The sequence below is a fragment of the Pseudomonas cuatrocienegasensis genome (assembly GCF_900110925.1).
GTDB classification, from domain to species: domain Bacteria; phylum Pseudomonadota; class Gammaproteobacteria; order Pseudomonadales; family Pseudomonadaceae; genus Aquipseudomonas; species Aquipseudomonas cuatrocienegasensis.
On sequence record NZ_FOFP01000005.1, the window covers coordinates 310,025 to 335,865 of the forward strand.

The 25,841-nt window shown below is 64.3% G+C and carries 19 protein-coding genes; 13 read left to right on the forward strand and 6 right to left on the reverse strand.

Features of this window, described 5'->3' with window-relative positions; genetic code table 11:
* Positions 1-146: 146 nt before the first annotated feature.
* The 5 genes from BMW49_RS09930 to BMW49_RS09950 all read right to left on the reverse strand — a co-directional run bounded on the left by BMW49_RS09930 (position 147) and on the right by BMW49_RS09950 (position 9,854).
* The gene (locus BMW49_RS09930; protein WP_069522484.1) at positions 147-5,024 is read right to left on the reverse strand and encodes an NAD-glutamate dehydrogenase; all 4,878 of its coding nucleotides are present in this window, start codon (positions 5,022-5,024) and stop codon (positions 147-149) included.
* Positions 5,025-5,570: 546 nt separating this feature from the next.
* Positions 5,571-6,875 (reverse strand): TRAP transporter large permease, encoded by a 1,305-nt coding sequence (locus BMW49_RS09935; protein WP_069522482.1) that lies wholly within the window; start codon positions 6,873-6,875, stop codon positions 5,571-5,573.
* 50 nt (positions 6,876-6,925) lie between these two features.
* On the reverse strand, positions 6,926-7,432 hold the full coding sequence (locus BMW49_RS09940) for a TRAP transporter small permease (protein ID WP_069522480.1): 507 nt from the start codon (positions 7,430-7,432) through the stop codon (positions 6,926-6,928).
* Positions 7,433-7,496: 64 nt separating this feature from the next.
* Entirely contained in the window at positions 7,497-8,483 is a 987-nt protein-coding gene (locus tag BMW49_RS09945; protein WP_069522478.1) for a TRAP transporter substrate-binding protein, read from the reverse strand.
* 426 nt (positions 8,484-8,909) lie between these two features.
* The gene (locus BMW49_RS09950; protein WP_069522476.1) at positions 8,910-9,854 is read right to left on the reverse strand and encodes a LysR family transcriptional regulator; all 945 of its coding nucleotides are present in this window, start codon (positions 9,852-9,854) and stop codon (positions 8,910-8,912) included.
* Between the two features lie 276 nt (positions 9,855-10,130).
* Here BMW49_RS09950 and BMW49_RS09955 point away from each other — a divergent pair, with 276 nt between their 5' ends.
* From BMW49_RS09955 to BMW49_RS10010, 12 genes are all read left to right on the forward strand, one after another.
* Positions 10,131-11,354: an OprD family porin gene (locus BMW49_RS09955; RefSeq protein ID WP_069522474.1), complete on the forward strand. Its 1,224-nt coding sequence runs from the start codon at positions 10,131-10,133 to the stop codon at positions 11,352-11,354.
* Between the two features lie 137 nt (positions 11,355-11,491).
* Positions 11,492-13,375 (forward strand): methyl-accepting chemotaxis protein, encoded by a 1,884-nt coding sequence (locus BMW49_RS09960; protein ID WP_069522472.1) that lies wholly within the window; start codon positions 11,492-11,494, stop codon positions 13,373-13,375.
* Positions 13,376-14,000: 625 nt separating this feature from the next.
* Positions 14,001-14,753 (forward strand): 5-oxoprolinase subunit PxpA, encoded by a 753-nt coding sequence (locus BMW49_RS09965; RefSeq protein ID WP_069522506.1) that lies wholly within the window; start codon positions 14,001-14,003, stop codon positions 14,751-14,753.
* Positions 14,750-15,463, forward strand: a complete 714-nt coding sequence (gene pxpB / locus BMW49_RS09970) for a 5-oxoprolinase subunit PxpB (RefSeq protein ID WP_069522508.1) — start codon at positions 14,750-14,752, stop codon at positions 15,461-15,463. Before BMW49_RS09965 ends, pxpB begins: the two co-directional genes overlap by 4 nt.
* Positions 15,460-16,398, forward strand: coding sequence for a 5-oxoprolinase subunit C family protein (locus BMW49_RS09975; protein WP_069522509.1), 939 nt, complete (start codon positions 15,460-15,462; stop codon positions 16,396-16,398). Before pxpB ends, BMW49_RS09975 begins: the two co-directional genes overlap by 4 nt.
* A gap of 137 nt (positions 16,399-16,535) precedes the next feature.
* Entirely contained in the window at positions 16,536-17,495 is a 960-nt protein-coding gene (locus BMW49_RS09980) for an AAA family ATPase (protein WP_069522511.1), read from the forward strand.
* A 5-nt stretch (positions 17,496-17,500) separates the two neighbouring features.
* Positions 17,501-18,442 carry a DUF58 domain-containing protein gene (locus BMW49_RS09985; RefSeq protein WP_069522513.1) on the forward strand — a complete coding sequence of 314 codons (942 nt, stop codon included), beginning with the start codon at positions 17,501-17,503 and terminating at the stop codon, positions 18,440-18,442.
* Complete coding sequence (locus BMW49_RS09990) at positions 18,439-18,933, forward strand: DUF4381 domain-containing protein (protein ID WP_069522515.1); 495 nt, start codon at positions 18,439-18,441, stop codon at positions 18,931-18,933. Before BMW49_RS09985 ends, BMW49_RS09990 begins: the two co-directional genes overlap by 4 nt.
* Entirely contained in the window at positions 18,926-19,951 is a 1,026-nt protein-coding gene (locus tag BMW49_RS09995; protein ID WP_069522516.1) for a vWA domain-containing protein, read from the forward strand. The genes BMW49_RS09990 and BMW49_RS09995 overlap by 8 nt, the downstream gene beginning before the upstream one ends.
* A complete protein-coding gene (locus BMW49_RS10000) occupies positions 19,948-21,684 on the forward strand; it encodes a VWA domain-containing protein (protein WP_069522518.1) in 1,737 nt (578 codons plus the stop codon). The genes BMW49_RS09995 and BMW49_RS10000 overlap by 4 nt, the downstream gene beginning before the upstream one ends.
* Positions 21,681-23,321: a BatD family protein gene (locus BMW49_RS10005; RefSeq protein ID WP_069522520.1), complete on the forward strand. Its 1,641-nt coding sequence runs from the start codon at positions 21,681-21,683 to the stop codon at positions 23,319-23,321. Before BMW49_RS10000 ends, BMW49_RS10005 begins: the two co-directional genes overlap by 4 nt.
* 7 nt (positions 23,322-23,328) lie before the next feature.
* Positions 23,329-24,141 (forward strand): AraC family transcriptional regulator, encoded by an 813-nt coding sequence (locus BMW49_RS10010; protein WP_069522523.1) that lies wholly within the window; start codon positions 23,329-23,331, stop codon positions 24,139-24,141.
* 194 nt (positions 24,142-24,335) lie between these two features.
* Here BMW49_RS10010 and BMW49_RS10015 read toward each other — a convergent pair whose 3' ends face one another.
* Positions 24,336-24,929 (reverse strand): LysE family translocator, encoded by a 594-nt coding sequence (locus tag BMW49_RS10015; protein WP_069522525.1) that lies wholly within the window; start codon positions 24,927-24,929, stop codon positions 24,336-24,338.
* A gap of 613 nt (positions 24,930-25,542) precedes the next feature.
* On the opposite strand from BMW49_RS10015, the gene BMW49_RS10020 reads away from it, so the two are divergent.
* Positions 25,543-25,841 (forward strand): transposase (locus tag BMW49_RS10020; protein ID WP_139205698.1); only part of this gene is annotated, 299 nt, incomplete at its 3' end.

Below are 25,841 nucleotides of genomic sequence, written 5' to 3' on the forward strand. Positions count from 1 at the left end.
ATGACGTACGTGTGCTGGCGCTTCCATCGGCATTGAGTTTTCTCCCGGCTTCCGCGGTGCTCAACCCAGGCTACCTGCCTGGCATTCGCTTTTATTCAGGCAAAAAAATCCCCGCCAGTGGCGGGGATCAAGTCAGCTCGTCAGGCTCAGTGCTTGGGCAGGCCGGACTGGCCGCTCTGTGCCAGGTCCATCAGCTCGCGGTTGGCCACGGCGTACATGGCGTAGTCGGTGCCGCTGGCAGCGCGCAGTTCGCCGAGCATGACCTTCCAGCGATCAACCAGGCGACGGTGCTGTTCCAGCCAGATCTGCATGCGTGCTTCGATGTCCGACGGCGCGTCGGCCATCTGCAGTACCGAGACGGTGATCGCCCGCTGCTGCCAGTCGAGGTCGTCGCGGAAGGCTTCGCGGGCCAGGGCCTGCCAGTTGTTTTCCACCGGCAAACCGGTGATCTGCTGCAGGTACCAGGACAGCTCCAGGGTGCCGCCGACAGCGAAGTAGGCCGCTGCCACCTGGGCCGGTTCCTGCCCGGTGAGGTCTGCCGCTTCGATGATCGGCAACAACGTGTAGAGGTGGCTGGTGCCGGCCACTACACGGGCCAGTACTTCCGGCACGCCCGCTTCGGCGTAGGCCTGGTAGCGCGCCAGCCACTGCTCGCGGGCCGGGCCTTCGAGCAACTCGTCCAGGCGCAGGGCCAGGGCCTCGACACGCGGGGCGAAGTGGGCCACGTCGCCAGCCGCATCCAGCTCGTTGCGCCGGCTGCGCAGGAACCAGCGCGTGGCGCGGCGGCCCAGGCGCATCAGCTCATCCATCATCTGCAACTGCAACTCGGCCGGCACCTGGTAATCCAGCGCCTCGATCTGCTTCCACCATTGCGGCAGACGGAATACGTCACGCACGATGACATAGGCGCCTGCGACATTCGCCGCGCTCATGCCGGTGGACTCCTTCAGACGCTGCACGAAGGTGATGCCCATGTGGTTGACCAGGTCGTTGGCGATCTGCGTGCTGACGATCTCGCGCTTGAGTCGATGGCGGCGCATGGACTCACCGAAGGTCTCGGCCAGCAGCGGCGGGAAGGCCGTTTCCATCTCGCGGGCCAGGTACTCGTCATCCGGTACCTGGGACTTGAGCAGCGACTCCTTGAGGTCGATCTTGCTGTAGGAGATCAACACCGACAATTCCGGACGTGTCAGGCCCTGACCTTTGGCGGCGCGCTCGTTGAGCTCTTCGTCAGCGGGCAGGAACTCCAGGGCGCGATCGAGTTTGCCAGCGCCTTCCAACGCGGCCATCAGGCGCTTGTATTCGCCCAGGCGTTCGCGGGCACGGCGCTCGGCCAGGGACAATGCCTGGGTCTGCTTGTAGTTGTTGCCCAACACCAGGCCACCGACGGCGTCGGTCATCTCGGCCAGCAGGACGTTGCGCTGCTTGCCGGTCATGTCACCGGCGGCGACGATCTCGTTGAGCAGGATCTTGATGTTCACTTCGTGGTCGGAGCAGTCCACACCACCGGCGTTGTCGATAAAGTCGGTGTAGCTGGCACCGCCATTGAGGCCGTATTCGATGCGCCCCAGCTGGCTCATGCCCAGGTTGCCGCCCTCGCCTACCACCTTGGCGCGCAGCTCGCGACCGTCGACACGCAGGGTGTCGTTGGCCTTGTCGCCCACATCGGCGTGGCTTTCTTTGCTCGACTTGACGTAGGTGCCGATACCGCCGTTCCAGATCAGGTCGACCGGTGCCTTGAGCAGCGCGTTGAGCAGCTCGTTGGGCGCCAGCTTGTCGGCACTGATGTCGAAGCGTGCCTTCATCTGGGCGCTGATCGGGATGCTCTTGGCGCTGCGCAGGAAGATCCCGCCGCCGTCGGACATCAGCGTGCTGTCATAGTCGGCCCAGCTCGAACGCGGCAGCTCGAACAGGCGCTTGCGCTCGGCGAAGCTCTTACCGGTGTCCGGATTCGGGTCGATAAAGATATGCAGGTGGTTGAACGCGGCTACCAGTTGCAGCTTGTCCGACAGCAGCAGGCCGTTGCCGAATACGTCGCCGGCCATGTCGCCGATGCCGATCACCGTGATGCTGTCTTTCTGCACGTCGATGCCGCGCTCGCGGAAGTGACGCTGCACCGAGACCCAGCCGCCCTTGGCGGTGATGCCCATGCCCTTGTGGTCGTAACCGGCCGAGCCGCCCGAGGCAAAGGCATCGCCCAACCAGAAGTCGTATTCCGCGGCAATGCCGTTGGCAATATCGGAGAAGGTGGCTGTGCCTTTGTCGGCCGCGACAACCAGGTAGGGGTCGTCCTGGTCATGCCGTACCACGTTGACCGGCGGCACCACGGCACCCTCTTTGAGGTTGTCGGTGATGTCGAGCAGGCCGCTGATAAAGATGCGGTAGCAGGCGATGCCCTCGGCCAGTATCTCGTCGCGGCTACCGCCGACCGGCATACGCCGCGGGATGAAACCACCCTTGGCGCCCATGGGCACGATCACCGCGTTCTTCACCTGCTGCGCCTTGACCAGGCCAAGCACCTCGGTACGGAAGTCCTCTTCACGGTCCGACCAGCGCAAGCCACCCCGGGCCACGTCGCCAAAGCGCAGGTGTACGCCCTCGACGCGCGGCGAGTAGACGAAGATTTCAAACTTCGGCACCGGCTTGGGAATCTCCGGGATCGCCCGCGGGTTGAGCTTGAAGCTGAAGTAGGCCTTGCTCTGACCATTGCTGTCGGTCTGGTAGAAGTTGGTGCGCAGGGTGGCTTTGATCAGGTCCAGGTAGCGCCGCAGGATGCGGTCTTCGTTGAGTACCGCAACGTTCTCCAGCGCACCGAGAATCGCCTGCTCAAGCTTCTGCTGCTTGCCTTCCAGGTCATCGCTGGTGAGTTTGCGCGCCAGGTAGAAGCGTGTCTTGAACAGGCGCACCAGCTCCTTGGCGATATCGGCATGGTTGACCAGGGTGCTGGCGATATAGCCCAGGTCGAAGCCCAGACGGATCTGCTTGAGGTAACGCGCATAGGCACGCAGCAGCGCGACATCGCGCCAAGGCATGGCGGCGGTCAGCACCAGACGGTTGAAGGCATCGTTTTCGGCGTCGCCGCCGACGATGTGCACGAAGGCATCCTGCAGGGTGTCGTTGAGCTGCTGGATATCAACATTCAGGCCTTCGGCATAGGTGAAGGCGAAGTCGTGAATCCAGAACTCGCGGCCGTTCTGCTGGTGCAGGCGATAGGGGAATTCGCCCAGCACGCGCAGGCCGAGGTTCTCCAGAATCGGCAGCACGTCGGACAGCGGCAGCGGTGTGTCGGCGTGGTAGAGCTTGCAGTGCAACTGCTGATCGCCCTGACTCAACGGCTGGTAGAAGCTCATCACCAGAGGCCGCTCAGCGCTCAGGCTAAGCAGGTGCTGCATGTCGACCACCGCCGAGTGCGGGGCAAAACGCTCGCGGTAACCGGCCGGGAAGCCACCCGGGAAGTCGGTCAGCACACGGGTGCCCTGGGCTTCGCCGAGGCTTTCGACCATCAGCGCCACATAGTCGTCCTGCCACGAACGGCAGGCCTGGATTACTTCTTTCTCCAGACGCGCCGGGTCGATCTGGGTCTTGTTCTTCGGGTCCACCCGCAGAATGAACTGCACCCGCGCCAGCACGGACTCGGAGAAGAACGTCCAGAACTCGCAGTCGGTGGCCTGCAGGCGCTCCATCAGCACCTGCTGGATTTTCAGGCGAGTCTCGGTGGAGTACACGTCGCGCGGCACATAGGCCAGGCAGTAGCAGAAACGGCCGTACGGATCGCGCCGCAGGAATACGCGAATCTTGTTGCGCTCCTGAATCTGCACGATGGATAGAGCGGTATTGAACAGCTCATCGACCGGGGTCTGGAACAGGTCGTCGCGCGGCAGCACTTCGAGAACCTGGGCCAGTTCCTTGCCGAGGTGCGCCTTGGCATCGAAGCCCGAACGCTGCTCGATCAGATCGACCTTGCGGCGAATGTAGGGGATGTCCCACACGCTCTGGGCATACACCGCCGAGGTGTAGAGCCCCATAAAGCGGCATTCCTTGACCACTCGGCCTTTGCTGTCCAGCTCGCGGATGGAGACGAAATCCGGGTAGGCCGGACGGTGTACGCGACTCGGCACGGCGGCCTTGGCGAACGACAGCAGCAGCGGCTCACGCAGGTAGCTGACCGCTTCCGGCTCGATATGCAGCTCTTCGGCACTCAGGCCGCTGCGCAGGCGCTTGGACAGGCCGAGCAGGGAGCTGGCGTCATAGACCATGGCGCCGCCGTCGGCGGCATCGGCCACGCTGAACTCTTCATAACCGAGAAAGGTGAAGTGGTCTTCGAGCAGCCACTTGAGGTAGACCCGTACTTCCTCGAGGTCAGCGCCATCGAGTTGCACACCGGCCTGCCCAGGCTTGAGCTTGCCCAGCCAGGTGAGCAGTTCCTGGGCCTTGGCTTTCATCGGCTGGAAGTCCGCGACACTCAGGCGCACTTCTTCGAAGACTTCGTGCAGCGCGGTTTCCAGCGCACGCAGCTCACTGGCCGTAGCGCAGCGGTTGATCTCCAGGAACATCAGGGCTTCCTGCAGGATGCCCTCGCCCTGGGCGCCTTTCGGCAGGATTTCCAACAGCTCGCCCTTGGCATCACGGCGCACGCTGAACACGCTGTTCTGCAAGGTGTAAATGCTGTAACCGCGACGGTTGAGCTCCATGCGCACCGAGTCGACCAGGAACGGGATGTCGGCGTGGAGGATTTCAACGGCGGTGTGAGTCGACTGCCAGCCGTGCTTCTCGTAATCGGGGTTGAAGGCACGAACCTCGGCGTGGGCGTGATCGAAGCGCTCCAGCAACCGCCAGGACGACAGGGTGCAACCGACCAGGTCGGACAGGCGACGCTGGGTGAGTTCGTCCAGGGCAATGATGCCGAAGAATTGCTCGGCGAACAGGCCCACTTGTGGCAACGCCTGTTCACTGACGTGCTGTGCCAGGGCCGCTTGCAGTTGATGCTGGAAGTCGGCTTTGCTGGCCGCCGTAAAGAACGCCATGGTTTTGCTCCGTTTGGCTCGTGATTCGACTGGGGCAGTCGCAGGTCATGACCGCTGCCGTTACGCTGTAGTTCAACGTTAGTCCATGAAGCGCCGATTACATGCTCGAACGCTCAATGAGGTAGGCGACAGGGGCGACCCGCTGGTCACATTTGCGCGACGAGCTTAACGACTACAGGTGGGGCAGCGCTTGTAAGCCTGCGACATTTTGTTTCACCCCACGCACCAACTCAGTGCTAAAGGCGGTTATCGCCCCACGCAAGTTCCTACGCAACGCCTGTAAGAGCGCCGCCCCGGCGCGAAGCGTTTGGGCAATCTGACAACTAATGGGGCCTAACGGTGGAGTCTGGCATCGTAGGCTACGTGGTGTATCCCGTAGGGTGCGCCGTGCGCACCAACGCGGGCCACAGATGTCCTGTAGGAGACCCGCCTCGGGGCGAAGCGATTGCAGCCATCCAGTGAAATAGACGGTGTTGCACAGCATTCGTCGCGGGGCGCGACTCCTACAAAAGCATCGGTGCAGTGCAACACTGTGGCGACATAGCCTCAGTTACCGCGCATGGCTTCGGGCAATGCCAGGACGATCTGCGGAAACACGGTGATCAGCACGGCCGCCAGAACCAGCAGCAGGAAGAATGGAAAGCTGGCCTTGGCCACCGTCCACAGGTTGTGCCCGGTGAGATTCTGGATGACGAACAGGTTGAAACCCACCGGCGGGGTGATCTGCGCCATCTCGACCACCAGGATGACGAAGATACCGAACCACAGCAGATCAATGCCCGCCGCCTGCACTGCAGGCAGCACCACGGCCGTGGTCAGCAGAATGATCGAGATGCCATCCAGAAAGCAGCCCAGGGCGATAAAGAACAGCGTCAGGGCGAGCAGCAGCACATAGGGTGACAGCTGCTTGGCGATGATCCAGTCGGCCAGCGCTGAAGGCAGGCCGGTGAAACTCATGGCCGAGGTCAGGTAGGCCGCACCGAGCAGGATAAAGAAGATCATGCAGGAGGTGCAGACCGCGCCCATCAGGCTGGCCATAAAGGTTTCGCGGGTTAGCGCGCCGGAGCACAGGGCAATCAGCAGCGCTCCGACCACACCGACGGCTGCAGCCTCGGTGGCCGTGGCAATACCGGCATAGATCGAGCCGATCACCGCCACGATCAGCCCCAGCACCGGGATCAGCAGCTTGGCGCGGCGCAGCTTTTCCATAAAGGGCAGAGCCGCGCCCTCCTCCGGCAACTGGTCGCGGTTGAACGCGGCCCAGAGCATGAGGAAACCGGAGAAGATCACCAGCAGCAGCAAGCCCGGCAGGATACCGGCGATAAACAGGCGAGAAATCGACACCTGCGCCGCCACGCCATAAACGATCATCATGATCGACGGCGGAATCAGCAACCCCAGGGTCCCGGCGCCGGCCAGCGAGCCCATGGCGATCGCCTCCGGGTAGCCGCGTGATTTCAGCTCGGGCAGGGAGATCCGCCCGATGGTCGCGGCGGTGGCGGCCGAGGAGCCACTGACGGCAGCGAACAACCCGCAGCCGAACACGTTGACGTGCAACAGCCGGCCCGGCAAACCACGCATCCAGGGCGCCAGGCCATTGAACATGTCTTCGGACAGGCGCGTGCGGTAGAGAATCTCACCCATCCAGATAAACAGCGGCAAAGCGGTCAGGGTCCAGCTGGCGCTCGAGGCCCAACTGGTGGAGGCCAGAATCGAACCCGCCGGCGCACCGCCGAACAGCTCCATGCCGAGGATGCCGACGCCCAGCAGCGACAGCGCCACCCAGACGCCCCCACCCAGCAGCACCAACAGGGCCACCAGCAGAGTCAGGGTTATTAGTGTGTAGTCCACGGTTCACTCACTGATGCAAGGCGGCAACTGCCGCGTGGAAAGGTAAGGAGTCACTCACTCATCACGCCGTCGGCGTCGGCCGCTTCGAAACGCTGTCCGCGGCAGGTCAGCCACAGGCGCTCGGCCATGGCCACCGAGAGAATCAGCGTGCCGAGCACCATGGGCAGTTGCGGCAGCCACATGGGAATGGGCAGCAAGCCCGATGACACTTCCTTGAATTCATAGGACTCAAGCACGAACAGCGCGCAATACCAGGCCAGGTACAGGGCGATCAACAAACCGACCAGGGTGCTCAGCACATCAGCCGCGCGCTGCCCGCCAGGGGGTAGCAGGCGATACAGCAATTCGACGCGAATGTGTGCGCCGCGCTGCAGCGCATAAGGCAGTGCCAGAAAACCTGAAGCGGCCATGGCGTAAGCAGCGAACTCATCGGCTGCCGGCACCATGCTGCCGAGCTGGCGCGCGACTATCTGGGCCACCACCAGCAGGCAGATAAGGACGAGAAATACACCGGACAACCACCCGGACAGGGTGTAGAGCTTGTGCAATGGGGTCATGACGCGCCTCCCAGGCAAGTGCTTGAAACGACCCGGCGGCAGGGCTGCCGACAGGTCGCAGGAATCAGCGCGCGTAGGCGTCAAGGATCGCCTGACCATCGGCACCGGCACGCTTGAGCCACTCATCCGTCATGGCCTTGCCGATGCCCTCGAAACCGCTTTCGACCGCAGCCGGCGCCTGCTCGGCGACCTGCATGCCATTGTCAGCAAGCGTCTTCACCAACTCGCTGGTTTTCTCCTCGGCAATCGCCCAACCGCGCTGCTCGGCACGCTCGGCAGCGGCCACCACAGCGGCCTGGGTGGCATCAGGCAGGCGGGCGAAGGCCCGTGCGTTGACGATCACGAAGTTCTTCGGAATAAAGGCTTTGACGTCGTAGTAATAAGTGGAGAAATCCCAGGCCTGGGAGTCAACGCCCGTGGTGGGCGAGGTCAGCATGCCGGTGATCATGCCGGTGCTGAATGCCTGGGGAATCTCGCCAGTCTGGATGATCGTCGGCACGGCGCCCATCAGCTCGGTCATGCGTGAGGTGGCCGGGTTGTAGGCGCGGAATTTCATGCCTTTGAAATCGTCCATGCTGCTGATCGGCGTCTTGCTGAAGATGCTCTGCGGCGACCAGGGCATGGCGTACAGCAGCTTGATGCCCTGCTTGGCCAGGCGTTCTTCCACCGCCGGACGGCTGGCGGCCCACAAGGCCTGGGCCTGCTCATAGTTACGGGCCAGGAAGGGCACGCTGTCGATCTCGAAGATCGGGTCTTCGTTACCCAGCACCGACATCAGCACATCGCCCACCTGCACCTGACCGGTCTGCACCGCGCGTTTGACTTCCGGGCGCTTGAACAGCACCGAGTTGGCGTGGATACGAATCTGCAGTTCGCCGCCGCTGGCTTGTTCCACGTCCTGGGCGAATTCCTTGGCCACGGTGGTGATGAAATTGCCGTCCGGTTGCTCGACGCTCATGTTCCAGCGCTCGGCGGCCTGGGCACAGAGGCTGCTCAGGCCCAGTACGCAGGCGATGGCCGAGAGGGCGAAACGCGATGGGGTGCTCTTCATGGAGGTGCTCCTGATCATTGTTGTGAACGCGCGGGCGGCGTCGTGGGAAGACGATTTCGAGTCTCAGCGCATCGCCCAGGGCTGTCCAACTAGAAAAACCGGGGGGCACATGATCGAAAATCGTTATGAGACGAAATAAGGCGAAATCAGCACAGGCGCACCAGCACGGAGCATGACATTCGCCATGTCCCGGCCTGCCTCAGAGGAAGCTAACAGGCTGTTGAAAAACTACCTGCGTTGCCATCGCGGCGTTAAAAACAGGCCGGGACGCGGCGTCTCAAAATGCTCATTTACAGCTCGTAAACTCGAGTGCGAGCCCAGTCCGTTTTTCGCCTGTTTTTGTGGGGCCGCCATCGGTATTGCGCTGGCTGCCTCGCCTACGTTTTTCAACGGCCTGCTCACCGCCGGGTTCAGGTCGCGCGCGGATCAGGCGCTTTTCTGCTCGCCGCTGGGTACTGCCATGGCCATCATGGCGCCGCCCATCTGCTCGGCGTAGTCCTGCAGCACCTCACCCGCCAGGGCGATGATGTCCTCGCTCAACTCCAGGCCGACACCGGTACGCCAGGTCGCAACGACCGGCAACGGCGGCGGCTCGGGGACGTCATCGAGAATGGTCAGCAGACCCTGCTTGAGCTCATCGCTGACCAGCGCTGGCGGCAGCGCGCCGACGCCAAAACCATCACGGATCAGCCGGGTCATGGCGGCAATCGAGTTCACGCAACTGATGCGCGGCGCGCTGACATTGCCGGCATGCAGCAGGTTGAGGATGTCCTGATGAGGCCGTGAGTTCTTCGAGAAGGTAATGATGCGTTCGCGCGCCAGTTCGTCCATGGCGGCGTAGGAGCGGTGGTACAGCGAGCCCGTGGGGACGATCCAGCGCACCGGAAAACTGGCCATTTCCAGGTTGCGTACGCTGCTGTCATGAACCATGTCGGTCTGGAAAATGATGTCCAGATAACCTTTTTGCAACTGCTCGCTGAGGTTGCGCGCGGTATCGGCGGTCAGTTCGATCTCCACCGCCGGGTAGCGCTCCATGATCTTTGTTACCAACGGACTCAGCCAGGTGTGGATGACCGTATCCATCGCCCCCACCCGAATCCGCCCGCGCACGCTGCCGGTGTCGCTGATCGACTGTTTGAGCGCCTGCAGGGTGTCGAGCATGCGCTCGGCATATTCGAGCACCTTCTGCCCTTCCGGGGTCAGGGAAACGCCCTTGGAATCACGCAAAAACAAGCGGGTGCCCAGCTCATCCTCCAGCGCTGCAATGCGGCTTGAGATGGACGCCTGGGTACTGAAGAGCTTTTCCGCGGTCAGGCGAAAACTCTTCAGGCGGGCCACCCAAACGAAGGTTTCGAGAAATCTGAGGTTCATGGAGCAACGCCTGTGCTGAGCCGGACGGAACCCCACTCACTGCAGGGCTTATACCCTTTAAACACAGCAGGTTGTATGCCAGTGGCCGCTAACAACGGCTTGCAAGCCCACGGTTTTTTCCTATCACCGGCCCCCTGTTTTTTCTCGTTGGACGTAGCCGCAAGGCACTTCCAAGAATGTGTCGGCGATACCGCACCGCCATAACAAAAAAGTCCAATCGCGCTCTGCCAAGCAGTCGGTCAAGCCGCTGCGCGCTCCCAACTCGGAGACACCCGCATGACACCTCGTACCCAACTGGCCGGCCTGTTGATGGTCGGCAGCGTTTTGCCGAGCCTTGCCCAGGCGGCGTTTATCGATGACAGCAAGGCCAGCCTCGAACTGCGCAATTTCTATTTCAACCGTGACTTTCGTCAAAGTGACGCCCGTGACCCGGCTGAAGAATGGGCCCAGGGTTTCCTTTTGCGCATGGAGTCGGGCTACACCGCCGGCACGCTCGGCTTTGGTGTCGATGCCCTGGGCATGCTGGGGCTGAAGCTCGACTCGGGCGATCGCTCGGCCGGCAGCGGTCTGCTGCCAGCGGATGGTTCCGGCGGCTCGCAAGACGAGTACTCGAAGCTGGCGCTCACGGCCAAGGCCAAAGTATCCAACAGCACCCTGAAAGTCGGCGCCCTGCACTTCCGCAGCCCGATCGTCTCGGCCAACGACTCGCGGCTGCTGCCGCAGACCTTTCAGGGCGCACTGCTGAATGTGCAGGAGATCGACAAGCTGACCCTGCAAGGCGGCAAAATCAACCGGATCAAGGCCAACAACTCCACCGACTACACCGACATGACCGCCAACCGCATCGGCGGCAGCAGCGACTCGTTCGTCTTCGGCGGTGGTGATTACAAACTCACCCCCGAGCTGACCGCCGGCCTGCACTACGGCACCCTCGAAGACATCTACCAGCAGTACTACGGCACCCTGGTGCACCTGCTGCCGCTGGGCGAAGGTCAGTCGCTGAAAACCGACCTGCGTTATTCCCAGAGCCGCGAAGACGGCAGCTTCCGTGATATCGACAACAAGGCCTTCGGCGCCATGCTCACCTACACCCTGGGCGGTCACGCCTTGGGCGCCGGCTACCAGCGCATGAGTGGTGACGACCCCTTCCCTTACATCGCCAGCAGCGACCCCTTCCTGGTCAACTTCGTGCAGATCAATGACTTTGCCAACACCGAGGAGCGCTCCTGGCAGGTCCGCTACGACTACAACTTCGCCAGCCTCGGCATCCCTGGGTTGACCTTTATGACCCGCTACATTTCCGGCGACAACGTCGAGGTGAGCGGCCGCACTGCCGAAGGCAAGGAGTGGGAACGCAACATGGATATCGCCTATGTGGTGCAGAATGGGCCGCTGAAAAATCTGGGCCTGAAATGGCGCAACGCCACGGTGCGCTCCAACTTCGGCAACGACCTCGATGAAAACCGTCTGATCCTCAGTTACAGCCTGGCGCTCTGGTAAGCGCGTGTCCGCCGGACGGAGCACACAGCTCCGCCGGCACACTCGATCGGCAAACAAAGCGTAGACGCACTGCATGGTTGTATGACAACTTGCCGATTCCTGAGAATCATCCTCTAAGAAGATGGCGAGGCGTTAACGTGACCTTTTCCCTGTCCTGGCAACAAAAATTCCGTGTTCTTATCGCCCTGACGCTGATCAGCCTGAGTCTGATGGCGGCTGCGTCCTACTGGGCCAATCAGCGTTCGAGCGAGTCATTGCAGGCGCGTGAGCGTGCCAGCAACTATGCCGGCAGCAGCACTGTGCTGCTCAACCAGTGGTGGCGCACCCATGCGCTACGCCAACAACTGAGCCCGGGCAACCTGCCTGAGTTCACCCAGAACCTCGGTGAGCTCGAAGCGCTTGTCGTACGACTTGTGACCCAGGCCGAAAGCCTCAACGACCCCGCCCTGAGCGAGCATGCCCGCCAGATCCAGGCACTCCTTGAGCAGGATGTGACGCAGCAGCGGGCCTGGTCGAGCCTCAACCAGACCCTGGGTCTGACCCCCTTCGACGGCCAGCGCAAGGTACTGGGCGAAAGTGCCAGTGCCCTGGAAAAAATCACCATCGGCCTGATCCAGCCCGCCATCAGCCGCGCCCTGAGCAGTCAGCGTGACTACCTCTCGACCTATGACCCGACATTCGCCCAGAACACCCTGTCGGCCATCGCCGAGATGCAAGCCAAGGTGGCGGAGCTGGAGTGGCAGGACACGCCCATCGGTCAGAGTGTCGCGGCCTTCACCGAAGCCTTTGCCCAGGCGCAACAGAGCATCGTGCGTATAGAGGAAGCGAATCGCAGTCTGACCCAAGTCGGCCAACAGCTGCAGACACAGGTCGACGCCCAGGCCAGTGACCTCGAAAGCGGCTTGCTGGTGCGCACCGAACAGGCGGCGCAGCAGTCTCAGCGCTCGGCACTGTGGATCATGGGCCTGAGCTTTTGCGCGGTCGCCGGCTTGCTCACATTGACCCTGCTCAGCGCCTCACGCACCTTGGTCGCCCGTCTACAACACGCTACCCAACTGCTCAGTCAGGTGGCCTCGGGCAACCTCACCGGCACCCTGCCCGTGGGCCGTAACCCCAACGACGAATTCAACCAGCTGGCCACGGCTACCAACCGCATGATCCAGGGTATCGGCGGCATCGTCGCCCAGGTGGTACAGGCCAACCAGGCGCTGAGCCACCTGCACCATCACCTGGGCGATGCCATGCATGCCCTGGGCGACAACAGCACCCAGGTCGAGCAACAGACCGAACAGGCCGCCTCGGCGTCGCAGCAGATCAGCCTGACCCTCAACGATATGGCCCAGCGCACCGCCGATGTGGGCAGCGCGACGCAAAGCGCTTATGCCGCTGCCCGCGATGGTGGCGTGGTGATCCAGGCCAGCGTCGAACGCATGGCGCAACTGGCGCAACTGATCCAGGCCAGCCATGCCCAGGCCGATGAACTGGGCCAGACCAGCACCCGGGTCAGCGGCATCATTGATGTGATCAACAGCCTGGCCGACCAGACCAACCTGCTGGCCCTGAATGCCGCCATCGAAGCGGCCCGGGCCGGCGATGCCGGGCGCGGTTTCTCGGTGGTGGCCGATGAGGTGCGCTCGCTGGCACAAAAAACCGTGGCGGCAACCACCGATATCGCTGCCATCGTCGAGCAATTTCAACAGCAGGCGCGGCAGATGCGTGAGTTGATGGGCAACGGCCTGAACCTGGCGGCCGACAGCGAGCAACACGCCGCCCAGGTCGCCACCGCCATCAACGCCATCACCCAGGCCATGGAGCGACTGAGCGGAGAAATGAACCAGGTGGTGGTGGCCATCGAGGAAGTCTCCACCACCACCGATGACATCGCCGGCAAAATGGACACCATCAACCTGCACACCGGCCAGAGCAAAGACCTGCGCCATACCCTGGGCCAGCACACCGAAGGCCTCTCCGTGCAAGTTGACGCACTGAGCCGCAGCGCCCAGCGCTTTCAGCTTGGCTGACGCTACTGCCGCGACTCTAATGTGTAGGCGCGAAGGGGGCGCCTAGGGTCTGTTCCCGTTTCGTCGCAAGCCGCGTTGCCGCGAAAAATCTCGCCAGGCTAGGCGGAGGACGCAGGTAATGGTTGTTCCCTTGCCAAGTCCTCCAACACCGCATGGCGAGATTTTGCGCGCAACCCGAAGGGCCGGGCCAGTTTTAGCGCGATGCTGCGTTTCTCGATGGCTCATTTAGCCCACTAAACTTCGCATCTCGTGCCTTGCCTCGCGCTAAAACTGGCTCCGGCGCGGCCGCGAACGAAACGGGAACAGACCCTAGCCTTTATTCGCGATAAGTCGCCAAAGCGCTGCAGAAATCGCGGCCACAGCACAGCGCAGCTCCCACCGGGAAATGCGCCATGCCTGCGACCGTGTAGGAGCCCCGCCTCGGGGCGAAGCGATTGCAGCCATTCAGGGAAATCGATGGGGCGCGGCTCCATCGACTTTTCCTATCCCCTGCGCGCATTTTAATTAGTTGGACGCACTGCCGGTCGCGTTGAAGAATGACGCCATAGGTCAGCGCACGATCTGTCCGTGCCAACCACTTCGTCATGCCGCCGCTCTGCCGGCGCGTCAGCCAGAGGACCTGCCTGTGAACGGCCTGCTACTGAATTGCGACATCGGCGAAAGCTTTGGCGCCTGGACCATGGGTCTGGACGCCGAGGTGATGCCCTTTATCGACTGCGCCAACATTGCCTGCGGTTTTCATGCCTCTGACCCCAGCGTGATGCGCAAGACCGTGGCTCTGGCGGTCGAGCATGGCGTGCGCATTGGCGCCCACACCGCCTACCAGGATCTGGTCGGCTTCGGCCGTCGTTCCATGGATTGCACACCGCAGGAAGTCGAAGACCTGATGCTTTATCAGATCGGCGCACTGGAGGCGATCTGCCGCAGCCAAAGCACTCGCGTCAGCTATATAAAGCCCCACGGCGCGCTCTACCAGGACATGATGCGCAAACCTGCGACCCTGCGCGCAGTGATGAGCGCAGTGGCCAAATACGACCGCCAGCTGCCGCTGATGTTGATGAGCACCCGCGACAATCGCCAGGCCCAGGCCATCGGTGACGAATTCGGCATCAGCCTATGGTTCGAGGCCTTCGCCGACCGCGCCTACGATGCCGCCGGCTTCCTGGTCAGCCGTAGCCTGCCCGGCGCGGTGCACCATGACAGCGAGATCATCGTCAACCAGGCCATCACCCTGGCACGCGGCGAGCCATTGCTGGCCAGCGATGGCAGCGCCCTGCCCCTGCAGGCGCAAACCCTCTGCGTGCATGGCGACAACGCCAGCTCGGTGGCCGCGGTCAAGCGCATCCGAGAGGCCTTCGACACCCTGGGCCAGGCATGAGCGCACCGCGTCCCACCCTCGAAGTGGCGGGTATCGACAGCCTGATCCTGCGCCTGTTCGAGCAGATCGACGAGCGCAACATGCCCTGGATGCTCGCGGCCAGCACGCGCCTGCGCGAAGTCTTCGGCGCCGCCCTGATCGATCTGGTGCCCTCCTACACCACCCTGCTGCTGCACTACGACCTCAGTTGCCTGAGCGCGGCCCAGGTACGTCAGTTGATCGAGCAGGCCTTTACCGACCTGCAACCGGCCGACAGCAGCAATGGGCGGCTGCACCAGCTACCGACCTGGTACGACCGCCGTGTCGGCCCGGAACTGGCCCTGCTGGCGCGCCGCAGCCAACTCAGCGAAGCCGACGTCATCCGCCGCCACAGTGGCCACGACTACCAGGTGTTCGCCCTGGGCTTCGCCCCCGGCTTCGCCTTTATGGGCCTGGTCGAAGCGGCCCTGGCCGCCCCGCGCTTGAGCACCCCACGCAAACGCATTGCCGCCGGCAGCGTCGGCATCGCCGAGCGCCAGACCGCCGTTTACCCGGCCGTCTCGCCCGGCGGCTGGAACCTGCTGGGGCGCACGCCGACGCGCCTGTTCGACCCGGCCATTGACGGCTACAGCCTGTTGCAACCCGGCGACCGGGTGCGCTTCGAGCCGATCGACCACGCCGAATTTATCCGCCTGGGCGGTGACGACAGCCCGCTGCAGGACACCCCATGAGCGCGCCCATAAACCCAGGCCTGCGCGTACTGCGCAGCACCCCATTTATCCAGCTGCAGGACGCCGGCCGTTACGGCGTGCGCCACCTCGGCGTGACCCAGAGCGGCGCGCTGGACTGGGTCGCCCAGCGCTGGGCCAACTGGCTGCTGGGCAACGCGCCGGGGGCTGCGGTGCTGGAAATCACCCTGGGCAACCTCGACCTGCAGTGCGAGCGCGATGCCGTGTTCGCTCTGAGCGGCGGCGACCTGGGCGCGACCCTGGACGGCGAGCCGATCAGCCCATGGCGCAGCTTCAGTGTGCGCGCCGGCCAGCGCCTGTGTTTCGCCCAGCCGCGCCTGGGCGCCCGGGCCTATCTCGCGGCGCCGGGTGGCTTCAGCGCGACCCAGGTCCTGGGCAGCTGCGCCAGTAACCTGCGCGAAGGCCTTGGCGGCCTGGACGGCACAGGCAAGCCGCTGCAGCAGGGGGATCAATTGACCTGGACGGCAACAGTCTGCGCCCTGCGCGAGGTACCTGGCGCTCAGGTACCAAACTACCGCACACCGGCACAACTGGACCTGGTGATGGGCGCGCAGATCGGCGACTTCAGCGGGCAAAGCCTGTTCGATGCCTTTAATAGCGACTGGACCCTGGACACCCGCGCCGACCGCATGGGCATCCGTCTGCTCGGGCCAGTCCTGCAGTGCCAAAGCGGCAGTATGGTTTCCGAAGGCATTCCCCTGGGCGCGGTGCAAGTCCCGCCCGATGGCCAGCCGATCATCCTGCTCAACGACCGCCAGACCATCGGTGGCTACCCGCGCCTGGGCGCGCTCACCCCGCTGGCCGTGGCACGCCTGGCGCAGTGCCTGCCGGGCGAGACATTGCGACTCCGGCCCGTGGTGCAGGAAGCCGCACAACGTCATCAACACGAGTGGCTGGCCCATTGGCCTGCGACATGAGGTGCAAGAGCGCGACTGGCGCATAGCCGGCGACTCGGCAAATGCTTTAAAGTCGGCGCTCTTGAGGCGCGCAGGCCGACCCGACCGATGCGCCGTGACGGGCACACCCCGCGCCCACCTGCACAAAGAGCCCAACGATGGAACACCGTGACGCGCTGATCGCCCTGCGACACTTCCTCTCGAGCCAGATCCTCGGCCAGGAAAAGCTTATCGAACGCCTGCTCATCGCCCTGCTCGCCGACGGCCACATGCTGGTCGAAGGGGCGCCGGGGCTGGCCAAGACCAAAGCGATCAAGGAGCTGGCCGAGGGCATCGAGGCGCAGTTCCACCGTATCCAGTTCACCCCGGACCTGCTCCCGGCCGACATCACCGGCACGGAAATCTACCGCCCGGAAACCGGCAGCTTCGTCTTCCAGCAGGGGCCGATCTTCCACAACCTGGTGCTGGCCGACGAGATCAACCGTGCGCCGGCCAAGGTGCAGTCGGCGCTGCTCGAAGCCATGGCCGAGCGCCAGGTGTCCGTAGGCCGTAGCACCTACGACCTGTCGCCGCTGTTCCTGGTCATGGCCACCCAGAACCCGATTGAGCAGGAAGGCACCTACCCGCTGCCCGAAGCCCAGCTCGACCGTTTTCTGATGCACGTGAAGATCGGTTTCCCCGACGCCAGCGTCGAGCGCAAGATCCTCGCCCAGGCCCGTGGCGAAGCGCTCAATGGCGAGAGCAAGCCCGAGCAGCGGGTCAGCCAGCAGGCGATCTTCGCCGCGCGCAAGGAAATCCTCGGCCTGTACATGGCCGATGCGGTAGAGGAATACCTGGTGCAACTGGTGATGGCCTCACGCACCCCGGCCAAGTTCGACACCGAGCTGGCCGAGTGGATTGCCTACGGCGCCAGCCCGCGCGGCACCATCTCCCTGGACCGCTGCGCGCGGGCCCATGCCTGGCTGGCCGGGCGCGACTTCGTCAGCCCCGAAGACATCCAGGCGGTGCTCTTCGACGTGCTGCGCCACCGCATCATCCTGTCGTTCGAGGCCGAAGCGGCCGGTATCGACCAGGACCGCGTGGTGCAGCGCATCCTCGACGTGGTCGCCGTCGCCTGACGCCCATGCACACCCCAGACCCGCAACCCGGTATCCGGGTCGACCTCAGCGAACTGATCGAGATGCGTCACCGCGTCCATGAGGTGCAGCTGTTCTCGACCCCGGCGCGGCGCAGCCCGCTGATCGGCCTGCACCATTCCAAGCTGCGCGGGCGTGGCGTGGATTTCGACCAGGTACGGGTGTATCAGGCCGGCGATGACGTGCGCACCATCGACTGGCGCGTCACCGCACGTACCCAGGAGCCGCATACCAAACTGTTCCATGAAGAGCGCGAGCGGCCGATCTATATCCTGGTCGAGCAAAGTCCGCGGCTGTTCTTCGGCTCCGCGCTGATGTTCAAGTCAGTACTTGCCGCCCAGGCGGCGGCGCTGATCGGCTGGGCCGCCCTGGGCCACAACGACCGCATCGGCGGGCTGGTGTTCGGCGACCAGGAGCACCATGAAATCAAACCCCGGCGCAGCAAGCAGAGCCTGCTGCAGTTGCTGAGCCGCCTGGTCCGCGCCAACCAGGCGCTGAGCCCGGAAACCCCGCTCAACCGTGACAGCTTCGGCCTGGCCCTGCGCCGCGCGCGCGAGGTGCTGCGCCCCGGCAGCCTGGTGGTAGTGCTGTGCGATGAGCGCACCCTGGGCGACAGCAGCGAGCAGCAACTGATCCTCCTGGCGCGCCACACCGACCTGTTGCTGCTGCCGTTGTCCGACCCCCTCGACCATTTGCTGCCCGCCGCCGGGCTGCTGCGTTTCGCCGAACGCGGCGCACGCCTGGAACTCGACACCCACCAGGCCGACCTGCGTCAGGCCTACCGCGAACAGGGCGAGGCGCGCCAGGCCCGCTGGCAGCGCCTGGCGCAGAAGCTCGGCGTGCCCCTGCTGCCCCTGAGCACCCGCGCCGAAATGGTCGAGCAGTTGCGCGAGCACCTCAACGCCCAGCGGCCGAGGAAGCAGCCATGAACCCGCTGGACCAACTGCAACCGCTGATCGCCCCGCCCGCCATCGGCTGGTGGCCGCCGGCACCTGGCTGGTGGCTGCTAGTGGTTGTGCTGCCGCTGCTGGTCTGGGCCGCGCGTCTGGCCTGGCGCCACCGCCCGCGTCGCCAACGCAAGGCTAGCGGCGAGGCACCGCTCGACCCGCTGCGCGCCGCCGCCCTGGCCGAACTGCAGGCTCTGAGCAAACCCTATGACGGCGTCAGTGCCGGCCCCTGGCTGCAGCAGCTCAATGGCCTGCTCAAGCGCCTGTGCCGCGAGCGCTATCCCCAGGCCAACAGCCACCTGCTGAGCAGCCGCGCCTGGCTGGCATTTCTCGACAACCGCTGCCCGGCCGCCGGACTGACCCGCTGGATGATCCTCGTCGAAGGCGCTTACCGGCCAAACTGTGTGCTCGATGACAAAGCCATCGCCGGGCTCGACCAGGCCGTGGCCATCTGGATTCGCAAACATGTTTGAGTTCGCCTGGCCCTGGCTATTTTTCCTGGCGCCGCTGCCCTGGCTGATGCGCCTGCTGTTACCGGCAGCCGACAGCGGTGAGGCGGCGCTGCAGGTGGGCTTTCTCGGCGAGCTGGAAGCCCTGGCCGGGCGTCGCGCCCGCGTGCAGCTGCCGAACTGGCGCCAGCAGGCGCCGTTTCTGCTGATCTGGACCTTGCTGCTGATCGCCGCCGCACGCCCGCAATGGCTCGGCGAACCGCTGCCGATCCCGGCCAGCGGCCGCGACCTGCTGATCGCCGTGGATGTCTCCGGCTCCATGGGCTACACCGACATGCAGTGGCAGGGCGAAGAGGTCAACCGCCTGACCCTGGTCAAGCACCTGCTCGGCGACTTTATCGAAGGCCGCCAGGGCGACCGGGTCGGCCTGATCCTGTTTGGCAGCCAGGCCTACCTGCAAGCTCCCCTGACCTTCGACCGGCGCACCGTGCGCACCTGGCTGGACGAGGCGCTGATCGGCATCGCCGGCAAAAATACCGCCATCGGCGATGCCATCGGCCTGGGCGTCAAACGCCTGCGCGAGCGCCCAGCACAAAGCCGGGTAATGGTGCTGGTCACCGATGGCGCCAACACCGGCGGCGAAATCGACCCCGATACCGCCGCGCGCCTGGCCGCCGAGGAACAGATCACCCTGTACACCATCGGTATCGGTGCTGACCCCGAGCAAAGCGGCGTCCTCGGTCTGTTCGGCATCAACCCGGGGCTGGACCTGGATGAGCCGATGCTGCGCGCGATTGCCGAGCGTACTGGCGGCGAATACTTCCGCGCCCGCGACGGCAAGGAGCTGCAGCGCATCGGCGCCGTGCTTGATCGCCTCGAACCGGTGGCGCAAGAGGCGACCCTGACCCGCCCGGCTCAGGTGCTCTACCCCTGGCCGCTGGCCCTGGCCGTGCTGCTCAGCCTGCTGCTGGTGGCGCGGCACCTGTGGCCCCAGGCCATCGCACGCTTGCGTCTTCGTCTGCCGAGCAGAGGCCCGCAATGAGCGACTTCCTGCTGAGCCTTTGGCCACACTGGTTGCGGCCATACTGGTTACTCTTGGCGCCGCTGTTTGGCGTGTTGCTCTGGCACCTCTGGCACCGCGAAAAGCGCACCGGGCGCTGGCAACTGCTGCTGCCACCGGCCTTTCACGCCGCCCTGCTCAGCGGTGGTCGCGGCCGCGCCAGCCGTCTGCCGTGGATTGCCCTCGGCCTGGCCTGGCTGCTGGCCCTGCTGGCGTTACTGGGGCCAAGCTGGCAACGCCTGGAGCACAACAACCTGAAACCCGCCGACCCATTGGTGGTGGTGCTCGAACTAACCCCGGCCATGCTCGCCAGCGATGCCCCCCCCACACGCCTGGCCCAGGCCCGACGCAAGATCCTCGACCTGCTAGAAGCCCGTCAGGATGCGCAGACCGCCATCGTCGTGTTCGCCGGCAGCGCCCACACGGTCGTGCCGCTATCCGACGACCTGGCCACCGCGCGCAACCTGCTCGACGCCCTCAACCCCAGCCTGATGCCCGAGCCCGGCCGCCGCGCCGATCTGGCCGTGGCCCAGGCGCGCCAGTTGCTCGAACAAGGCGGCCAGGGTCAGGGCCGGGTGTTGCTGATCGCCAGCGCCCTGGATGAAACCGAGCAACAGGGCATCCGCCAGGCCACGGGCAACCGTGGCGAACGCCTGGCCCTGCTGGGCTTCGGCACCGCCGAAGGTGCGCCTATCGTTGAAGAGGACGGCAGCTTCAGCAAGGACGCGCAAGGCGCCATCCTCATTCCGCGTCTGGACAGCCAGGGCCTGACCCGCTTCGCCCAATCCCTCGGCGCGCGTTACCGCAGCGCCAGCCTGGACGACCAGGACCTGCGCAGCCTCGGCCTGCTCGATGCACCCAGCCAACTGCGGGCCGCCGGCGAGCAGACCACCCTGCAGGCCTGGGCCGACCAGGGCCACTGGCTGCTTCTCGCGCTATTGCTGCTGGCCGCCTGCGCAGGCCGCCGTGGCTGGTTGCTGTGCCTGCCGCTGCTGATGCTCAGCCTACCCCAGCCCGCCCTGGCGCTGAGCTTCGATGACCTCTGGCTGCGCCCCGACCAACAGGGCCAGCGCCTGCTTGAGGCACAACGCCCGGCCGACGCGGCCAAACGCTTTGCAGATCCACAATGGCAGGGCCTGGCCCTCTATGAGGCCGGCGACTATGCCGCCGCAGCCGAGCGCTTCGCCCAGCAGGACAGCCCCCAGGCGCACTACAACCGCGGCAATGCCCTGGCCCGCAGCAATGAGCTGGAAGCGGCCATCGACGCCTACACCCAGGCCCTCGAACAGCAACCCGACCTGCAGGCTGCACAGCACAACAAGGCCATCGTTGAGGAGCTGTTGCGCCAGCGCCAACAATCGCAGTCCGAGCAGCCCTCGGACGAGCCCGCCGATGAACAACAGCCCGGCGAACAGTCCCAGCCGGCCCAAGGCGGCTCTCCCGAGCAGAGCACAGCCCAGGACGCACCCGCCCCAGGCGCTGAGCCGCCGGCCGACGCATCGCCCCCAGAGCCACCCGAACCTGCCGGGCAAAGCGAGGCATCCCCCGAGCCCAGCAGCGAAACCCAAGCCTCGGCCCAGGGCGAGAGCGGCCTGGATGGCGAACGCCGCCAGGCCCTCGAACAATGGCTGCGGCAGATCCCCGATGATCCGGGCGAGCTGCTGCGGCGCAAATTCTGGTATGAACAGCAACAGCGTCAGGAAGCCCGCCAATGACTCGCCTGCTCTGCACCCTTCTGCTCGGCCTGCTGGCCTGGCAGGCCAGCGCCGACGGCCTGCGCGCCAGCGTCGACCGGGCTCGCCTGAATGCCGGGGAAACCGTCGAACTGATCCTGGAAAGTACCGACGCCACGCTGTTCGGCAAGCCCGACCTGAGCCCGCTCGATACCCTGTTCAATGTCCTCGGCACGCGCCAGGTCAATCGCTTGACCAGCCTCGGCGGCGAGGCCCGGGCGACCACCCGTTGGATCGTCAGCCTGCAGCCGCGGCAAAGCGGCTTTGTGGTTATCCCACCGCTGCAACTGGGTGACCAGCAGAGTCAGCCGATCACCCTGCAGGTGCTCGAACGCAGCGACAACCAGGGCACCGCCAGCCTGGCGCCGGTGTTTATCGACGCCAGCCTCGACCAGGAAAGCGTCTACGTGCAGGCCCAGAGCGTGCTCACCCTGCGCATCTACCACTCGGTTTCACTGTACGACGACAGCAGCCTGAGCCCCCTGGAAATGCCCGACGCGCGCGTCGAACAACTGGGCGAGCCGCGCACCTACGAAAGCGATATCGGCGGCGTGCGCCATGGCGTGATCGAGCTGCGCTATGCCATCTACCCGCAGCACAGCGGCGAGTTGACCATTCCCTCCCAGGCCTTCAGCGCCACCGTGGCGGACCGCTCGCGCAGCAATGATTACCTGCCGTTCGGTCCCCGTACCGGCACCATCACCCGAGTCAACTCACCGAGCATCCCGCTGACCGTCAAACCACGCCCGGCCGACTACCCCAGCGATGCGCCCTGGCTACCGGCGCGCGCCCTGAGTCTGGCCGAGGCCTGGAGCCCAGAGCCGGATAACGTGCAGGTCGGCGACTCCCTGACCCGCAGCCTGATGCTCAAGGTCGACGGCCTCTCCAGCGCCCAGCTGCCGCCCCTGGCCGCCACCCAGGTCGAGGGCCTGCGCCGCTACCCCGACCAGCCACAATTGAGCAACGAGGCCAGCGAGACCGGCCTGATCGGCAGCCGCGAAGAGCGCGAAGCCCTGGTGCCGAACCGCGAAGGCACCCTGCAGCTACCCGCCGTGGAAGTGGTCTGGTGGAACACCCAGAGCGACCGCCTGGAACGCACCAGCCTGCCGGCTCGCACCCTCGCAGTTGCCGCCAACGCCGACCTCAGCGCCCAAGCGCCGCAAGCGGACAGCTTACCCGGCACCCAGATCGAAGGCCCGCCGCTGTGGCCCTGGCAACTGAGCAGCCTGCTGCTGGCACTGACCACCGCCCTGGGTTTCGGCCTCTGGTGGCGCGCCCGTCGCCAGCCGGCGGTGCTGCGCGCGGTGCAAGCCGGGCCCAGCCCGCGCACCCTGCTCGACGACCTCAAGCGCGCCTGCCAGGCCAACGACACCCAGGCCACCCGCCACGCGCTGGATGCCTGGGCACGTCAACAACCGGAAACCCTGGCCGACATGGCCGCGCGCTTCGAGCCGCTGTCCACCGCCCTCGACGGCCTCAACGGCGCGCTTTACAGCGAGACCGGGCAACACTGGCAAGGCGAAGACCTGTGGCATGCCATCCGCAACCTGCCCACTGCCGAAACCACCCAGGACAGCGCGCAGGAACCCAGCCCGCTGCCGCCGCTGTACCCACGGTGAGCCGACCATGAGCCGCAGCGCAAACGCCGAATTCTGGCGCGACCCGGCCCTGCCGTTTATCGAAGCCCGCGCCGTGCGCGACGGCCGCCTGCTCTGCTACGCCCGCCACGCCCACGAGACTTTCTCCATCGGCGCGATCACCGCCGGGCGCAGCACCTATATCAACCGCGACAGCCAGCAACAGGTCAGCGCCGGCACCGTGGTGTTGATGAACCCCGGCGACGTCCACGCCTGCAACCCGCTCGACGGCCAGCCCTGGTCCTACCTGATGCTCTACGTCGACGCCCACTGGTTAGGCGCCCTGCAACAGCGCCTGGGCCTGAGCCAGCAGGCAGACTTCGAGCCGCTGTCGAGCATCCTCAGCCAGGCGCCGGCGCTGTTTGAAGGGCTGCTGGCGCTGCACAGCGACCTGGTCAACCCGCACCTCACAGCAGCCGAGAAAACTCAGCGCGCGGTCAATTACTTCAGCCTGGTGTTGACCCACCTCAGGCCGGCACCGGCCCAGGCAGATAAACCCGCTCGGGTCGAGCAACTGGCTCGCTACATCCAACAGCACTGCACCCAGCCGCTCAGCCTCGACGCCCTGTGCACGGCGGCAGACCTCTCGCCGTCCTACCTGATCCGCGCCTTCAAACGCCATTACGGCCTGACGCCCCACGCCTTCCTGCTCAACCAACGCATCCAGTACGCCCGCCAGCAACTGCGCCACGGCCGCCCCCTGGCCGACGTCGCCCAGGACGCCGGCTTCGCCGACCAGGCGCATTTTCAGCGCACCTTCAAACACTTGCTGGCCACAACGCCCGGGCAATACCAGCGCTAACCTAGCTGGCTGTTAAGGGGGCACTTGGTGTCGCAACGCGAATGATCTGTCGCGCTCTTCAGTAGGAGCGAAGGGGGCGCCTAGCCTTTATTCGCGATAGATATTGAAACCGCTGCAGAGGTCGCGGCTAAAACGGAGCGCCGCCTGTCACGTCTGACTGCAACCGACATTTGCTACATGACGCGACACCTCGTTTAAACAACCGTCACCAACAGATAAACCGCGCTACCCACCAACAACCCCGCCATGCAACGGTTGAACAACCGCACCCTGGGCGCATCGCGCAGATGCTGACGCAGCAAACCACCGGCACAAGACCAGCAGGCCAGCGACAGATAGCAAACAACGAAATAGATCGCCGCAAACTGCAACACCTGCACCGTTGCGCCATCGGCGGCGAACGCCCCCATCCCCGCCACCGACGCCATCCACGCCTTGGGGTTAAGCCACTGCATGGCAGCGCCGTGCAGAAACGACGGCGCCGCCATCTCGGTCTGCACCTCTAGGCGCCCGTCATCGCGCACCAGCATCCAGGCCATATACAACAGAAACGCCACCCCGCCGAGCTGAATCCCGCTGGTCAACCACGGCAGCCGCTGCAACACCTCATGCAGCCCGAGGCCGATCAACACCAGCAACACAGTAAACCCCACAGTTGCGCCACTGACATGCCGCAGGCTGACCCGCACCCCAAAACGCACCGCCGAACTCAGCGCCACCAAATTAACCGGCCCCGGCGAAATCGAAGACGCCAACGCAAATGCCGCCATGGATAGAACAAGACTCATCGCTTACCACTCCCTGATTGAAGACCAGCGGTCAGGGTAAGAAGCGTGGCGGAGTGGGTATTGAAGGAAATGCGCCTGTAAGCAGGCTAAAGAGGAAAGCATGGGGATGCTTGGCCATGAAGCTTTGCGTTAGCCCGGATTTCTCATGAGCGCATAAACAAAAACGGCTGAAAGCCTTATGATTCTTGTCGCCAAACAAATCCCCATAAGTCCAGCGGTCCGACTGAACAGGCACCCATAGGATCAGTGGTGGGGCAAAAAGCGGGGCAAACATCAAAGGCGCATAAAACCATCAGGCATAAAAAATCCAGTCACCGTTAAGTGACTGGATTTCTAGGGTATTTTTGGTCGGGACGGAGTGATTCGAACACTCGCCCCCTTGCACCCCACACCGGAGAACAACCTTGTAAAGCATTGATTTTACTAGTGTAATTTTGAGCGCTCGCTGCAGCTAATGCTCTACACTGCCCGACGGTTTTCAACAATTTCCCGCAAAAGTCCCTGAGAAGAGGCCTAAAGAAAATCCCTTAGTTCCCAGATTTCGGCCTATACTGACCTTGCCCCTGAAAAACGTATCCCTTGCCAGGCGTCCTATTAGCCGCAAGGATACGTAATGACTAAGCCTAAAACAGACCGCGTTAAGTACACCCTAGAGTTCAAGCAGGAGGCCGTGCGCCTGGTCGAAACCGGCCTGACTCTGGCTGCGGCAGCCCGTTCTCTGGGCATGTCCGATCAGACCCTATTCAACTGGGTCAAAGCCCATCGGCAAGGCAAGCTCACGGGGGTCGACAGCAAGCCTGTGAGTGCCGAGCAGATGGAAATAAGCCGTCTGCGTGCCGAGCTGGCACGGGTCAAGATGGAGCGAGATATCCTGGGAAAAGCGACGGCGTACTTCGCAAAAGCATCCAGCTG

Bases quoted from the DNA above. Each gene is read 5' to 3' on its own strand.
- BMW49_RS09930 (WP_069522484.1), bottom strand. From the start codon at position 5,024: ATGGCGTTCTTTACGGCGGCCAGCAAAGCCGACTTCCAGCATCAACTG.
- BMW49_RS09940 (WP_069522480.1), bottom strand. From the start codon at position 7,432: ATGACCCCATTGCACAAGCTCTACACCCTGTCCGGGTGGTTGTCCGGT.
- BMW49_RS09945 (WP_069522478.1), bottom strand. From the start codon at position 8,483: ATGAAGAGCACCCCATCGCGTTTCGCCCTCTCGGCCATCGCCTGCGTA.
- BMW49_RS09950 (WP_069522476.1), bottom strand. From the start codon at position 9,854: ATGAACCTCAGATTTCTCGAAACCTTCGTTTGGGTGGCCCGCCTGAAG.
- BMW49_RS09955 (WP_069522474.1), top strand. From the start codon at position 10,131: ATGACACCTCGTACCCAACTGGCCGGCCTGTTGATGGTCGGCAGCGTT.
- pxpB (WP_069522508.1), top strand. From the start codon at position 14,750: ATGAGCGCACCGCGTCCCACCCTCGAAGTGGCGGGTATCGACAGCCTG.
- BMW49_RS09975 (WP_069522509.1), top strand. From the start codon at position 15,460: ATGAGCGCGCCCATAAACCCAGGCCTGCGCGTACTGCGCAGCACCCCA.
- BMW49_RS09980 (WP_069522511.1), top strand. From the start codon at position 16,536: ATGGAACACCGTGACGCGCTGATCGCCCTGCGACACTTCCTCTCGAGC.
- BMW49_RS09985 (WP_069522513.1), top strand. From the start codon at position 17,501: ATGCACACCCCAGACCCGCAACCCGGTATCCGGGTCGACCTCAGCGAA.
- BMW49_RS09990 (WP_069522515.1), top strand. From the start codon at position 18,439: ATGAACCCGCTGGACCAACTGCAACCGCTGATCGCCCCGCCCGCCATC.
- BMW49_RS09995 (WP_069522516.1), top strand. From the start codon at position 18,926: ATGTTTGAGTTCGCCTGGCCCTGGCTATTTTTCCTGGCGCCGCTGCCC.
- BMW49_RS10000 (WP_069522518.1), top strand. From the start codon at position 19,948: ATGAGCGACTTCCTGCTGAGCCTTTGGCCACACTGGTTGCGGCCATAC.
- BMW49_RS10005 (WP_069522520.1), top strand. From the start codon at position 21,681: ATGACTCGCCTGCTCTGCACCCTTCTGCTCGGCCTGCTGGCCTGGCAG.
- BMW49_RS10010 (WP_069522523.1), top strand. From the start codon at position 23,329: ATGAGCCGCAGCGCAAACGCCGAATTCTGGCGCGACCCGGCCCTGCCG.
- BMW49_RS10015 (WP_069522525.1), bottom strand. From the start codon at position 24,929: ATGAGTCTTGTTCTATCCATGGCGGCATTTGCGTTGGCGTCTTCGATT.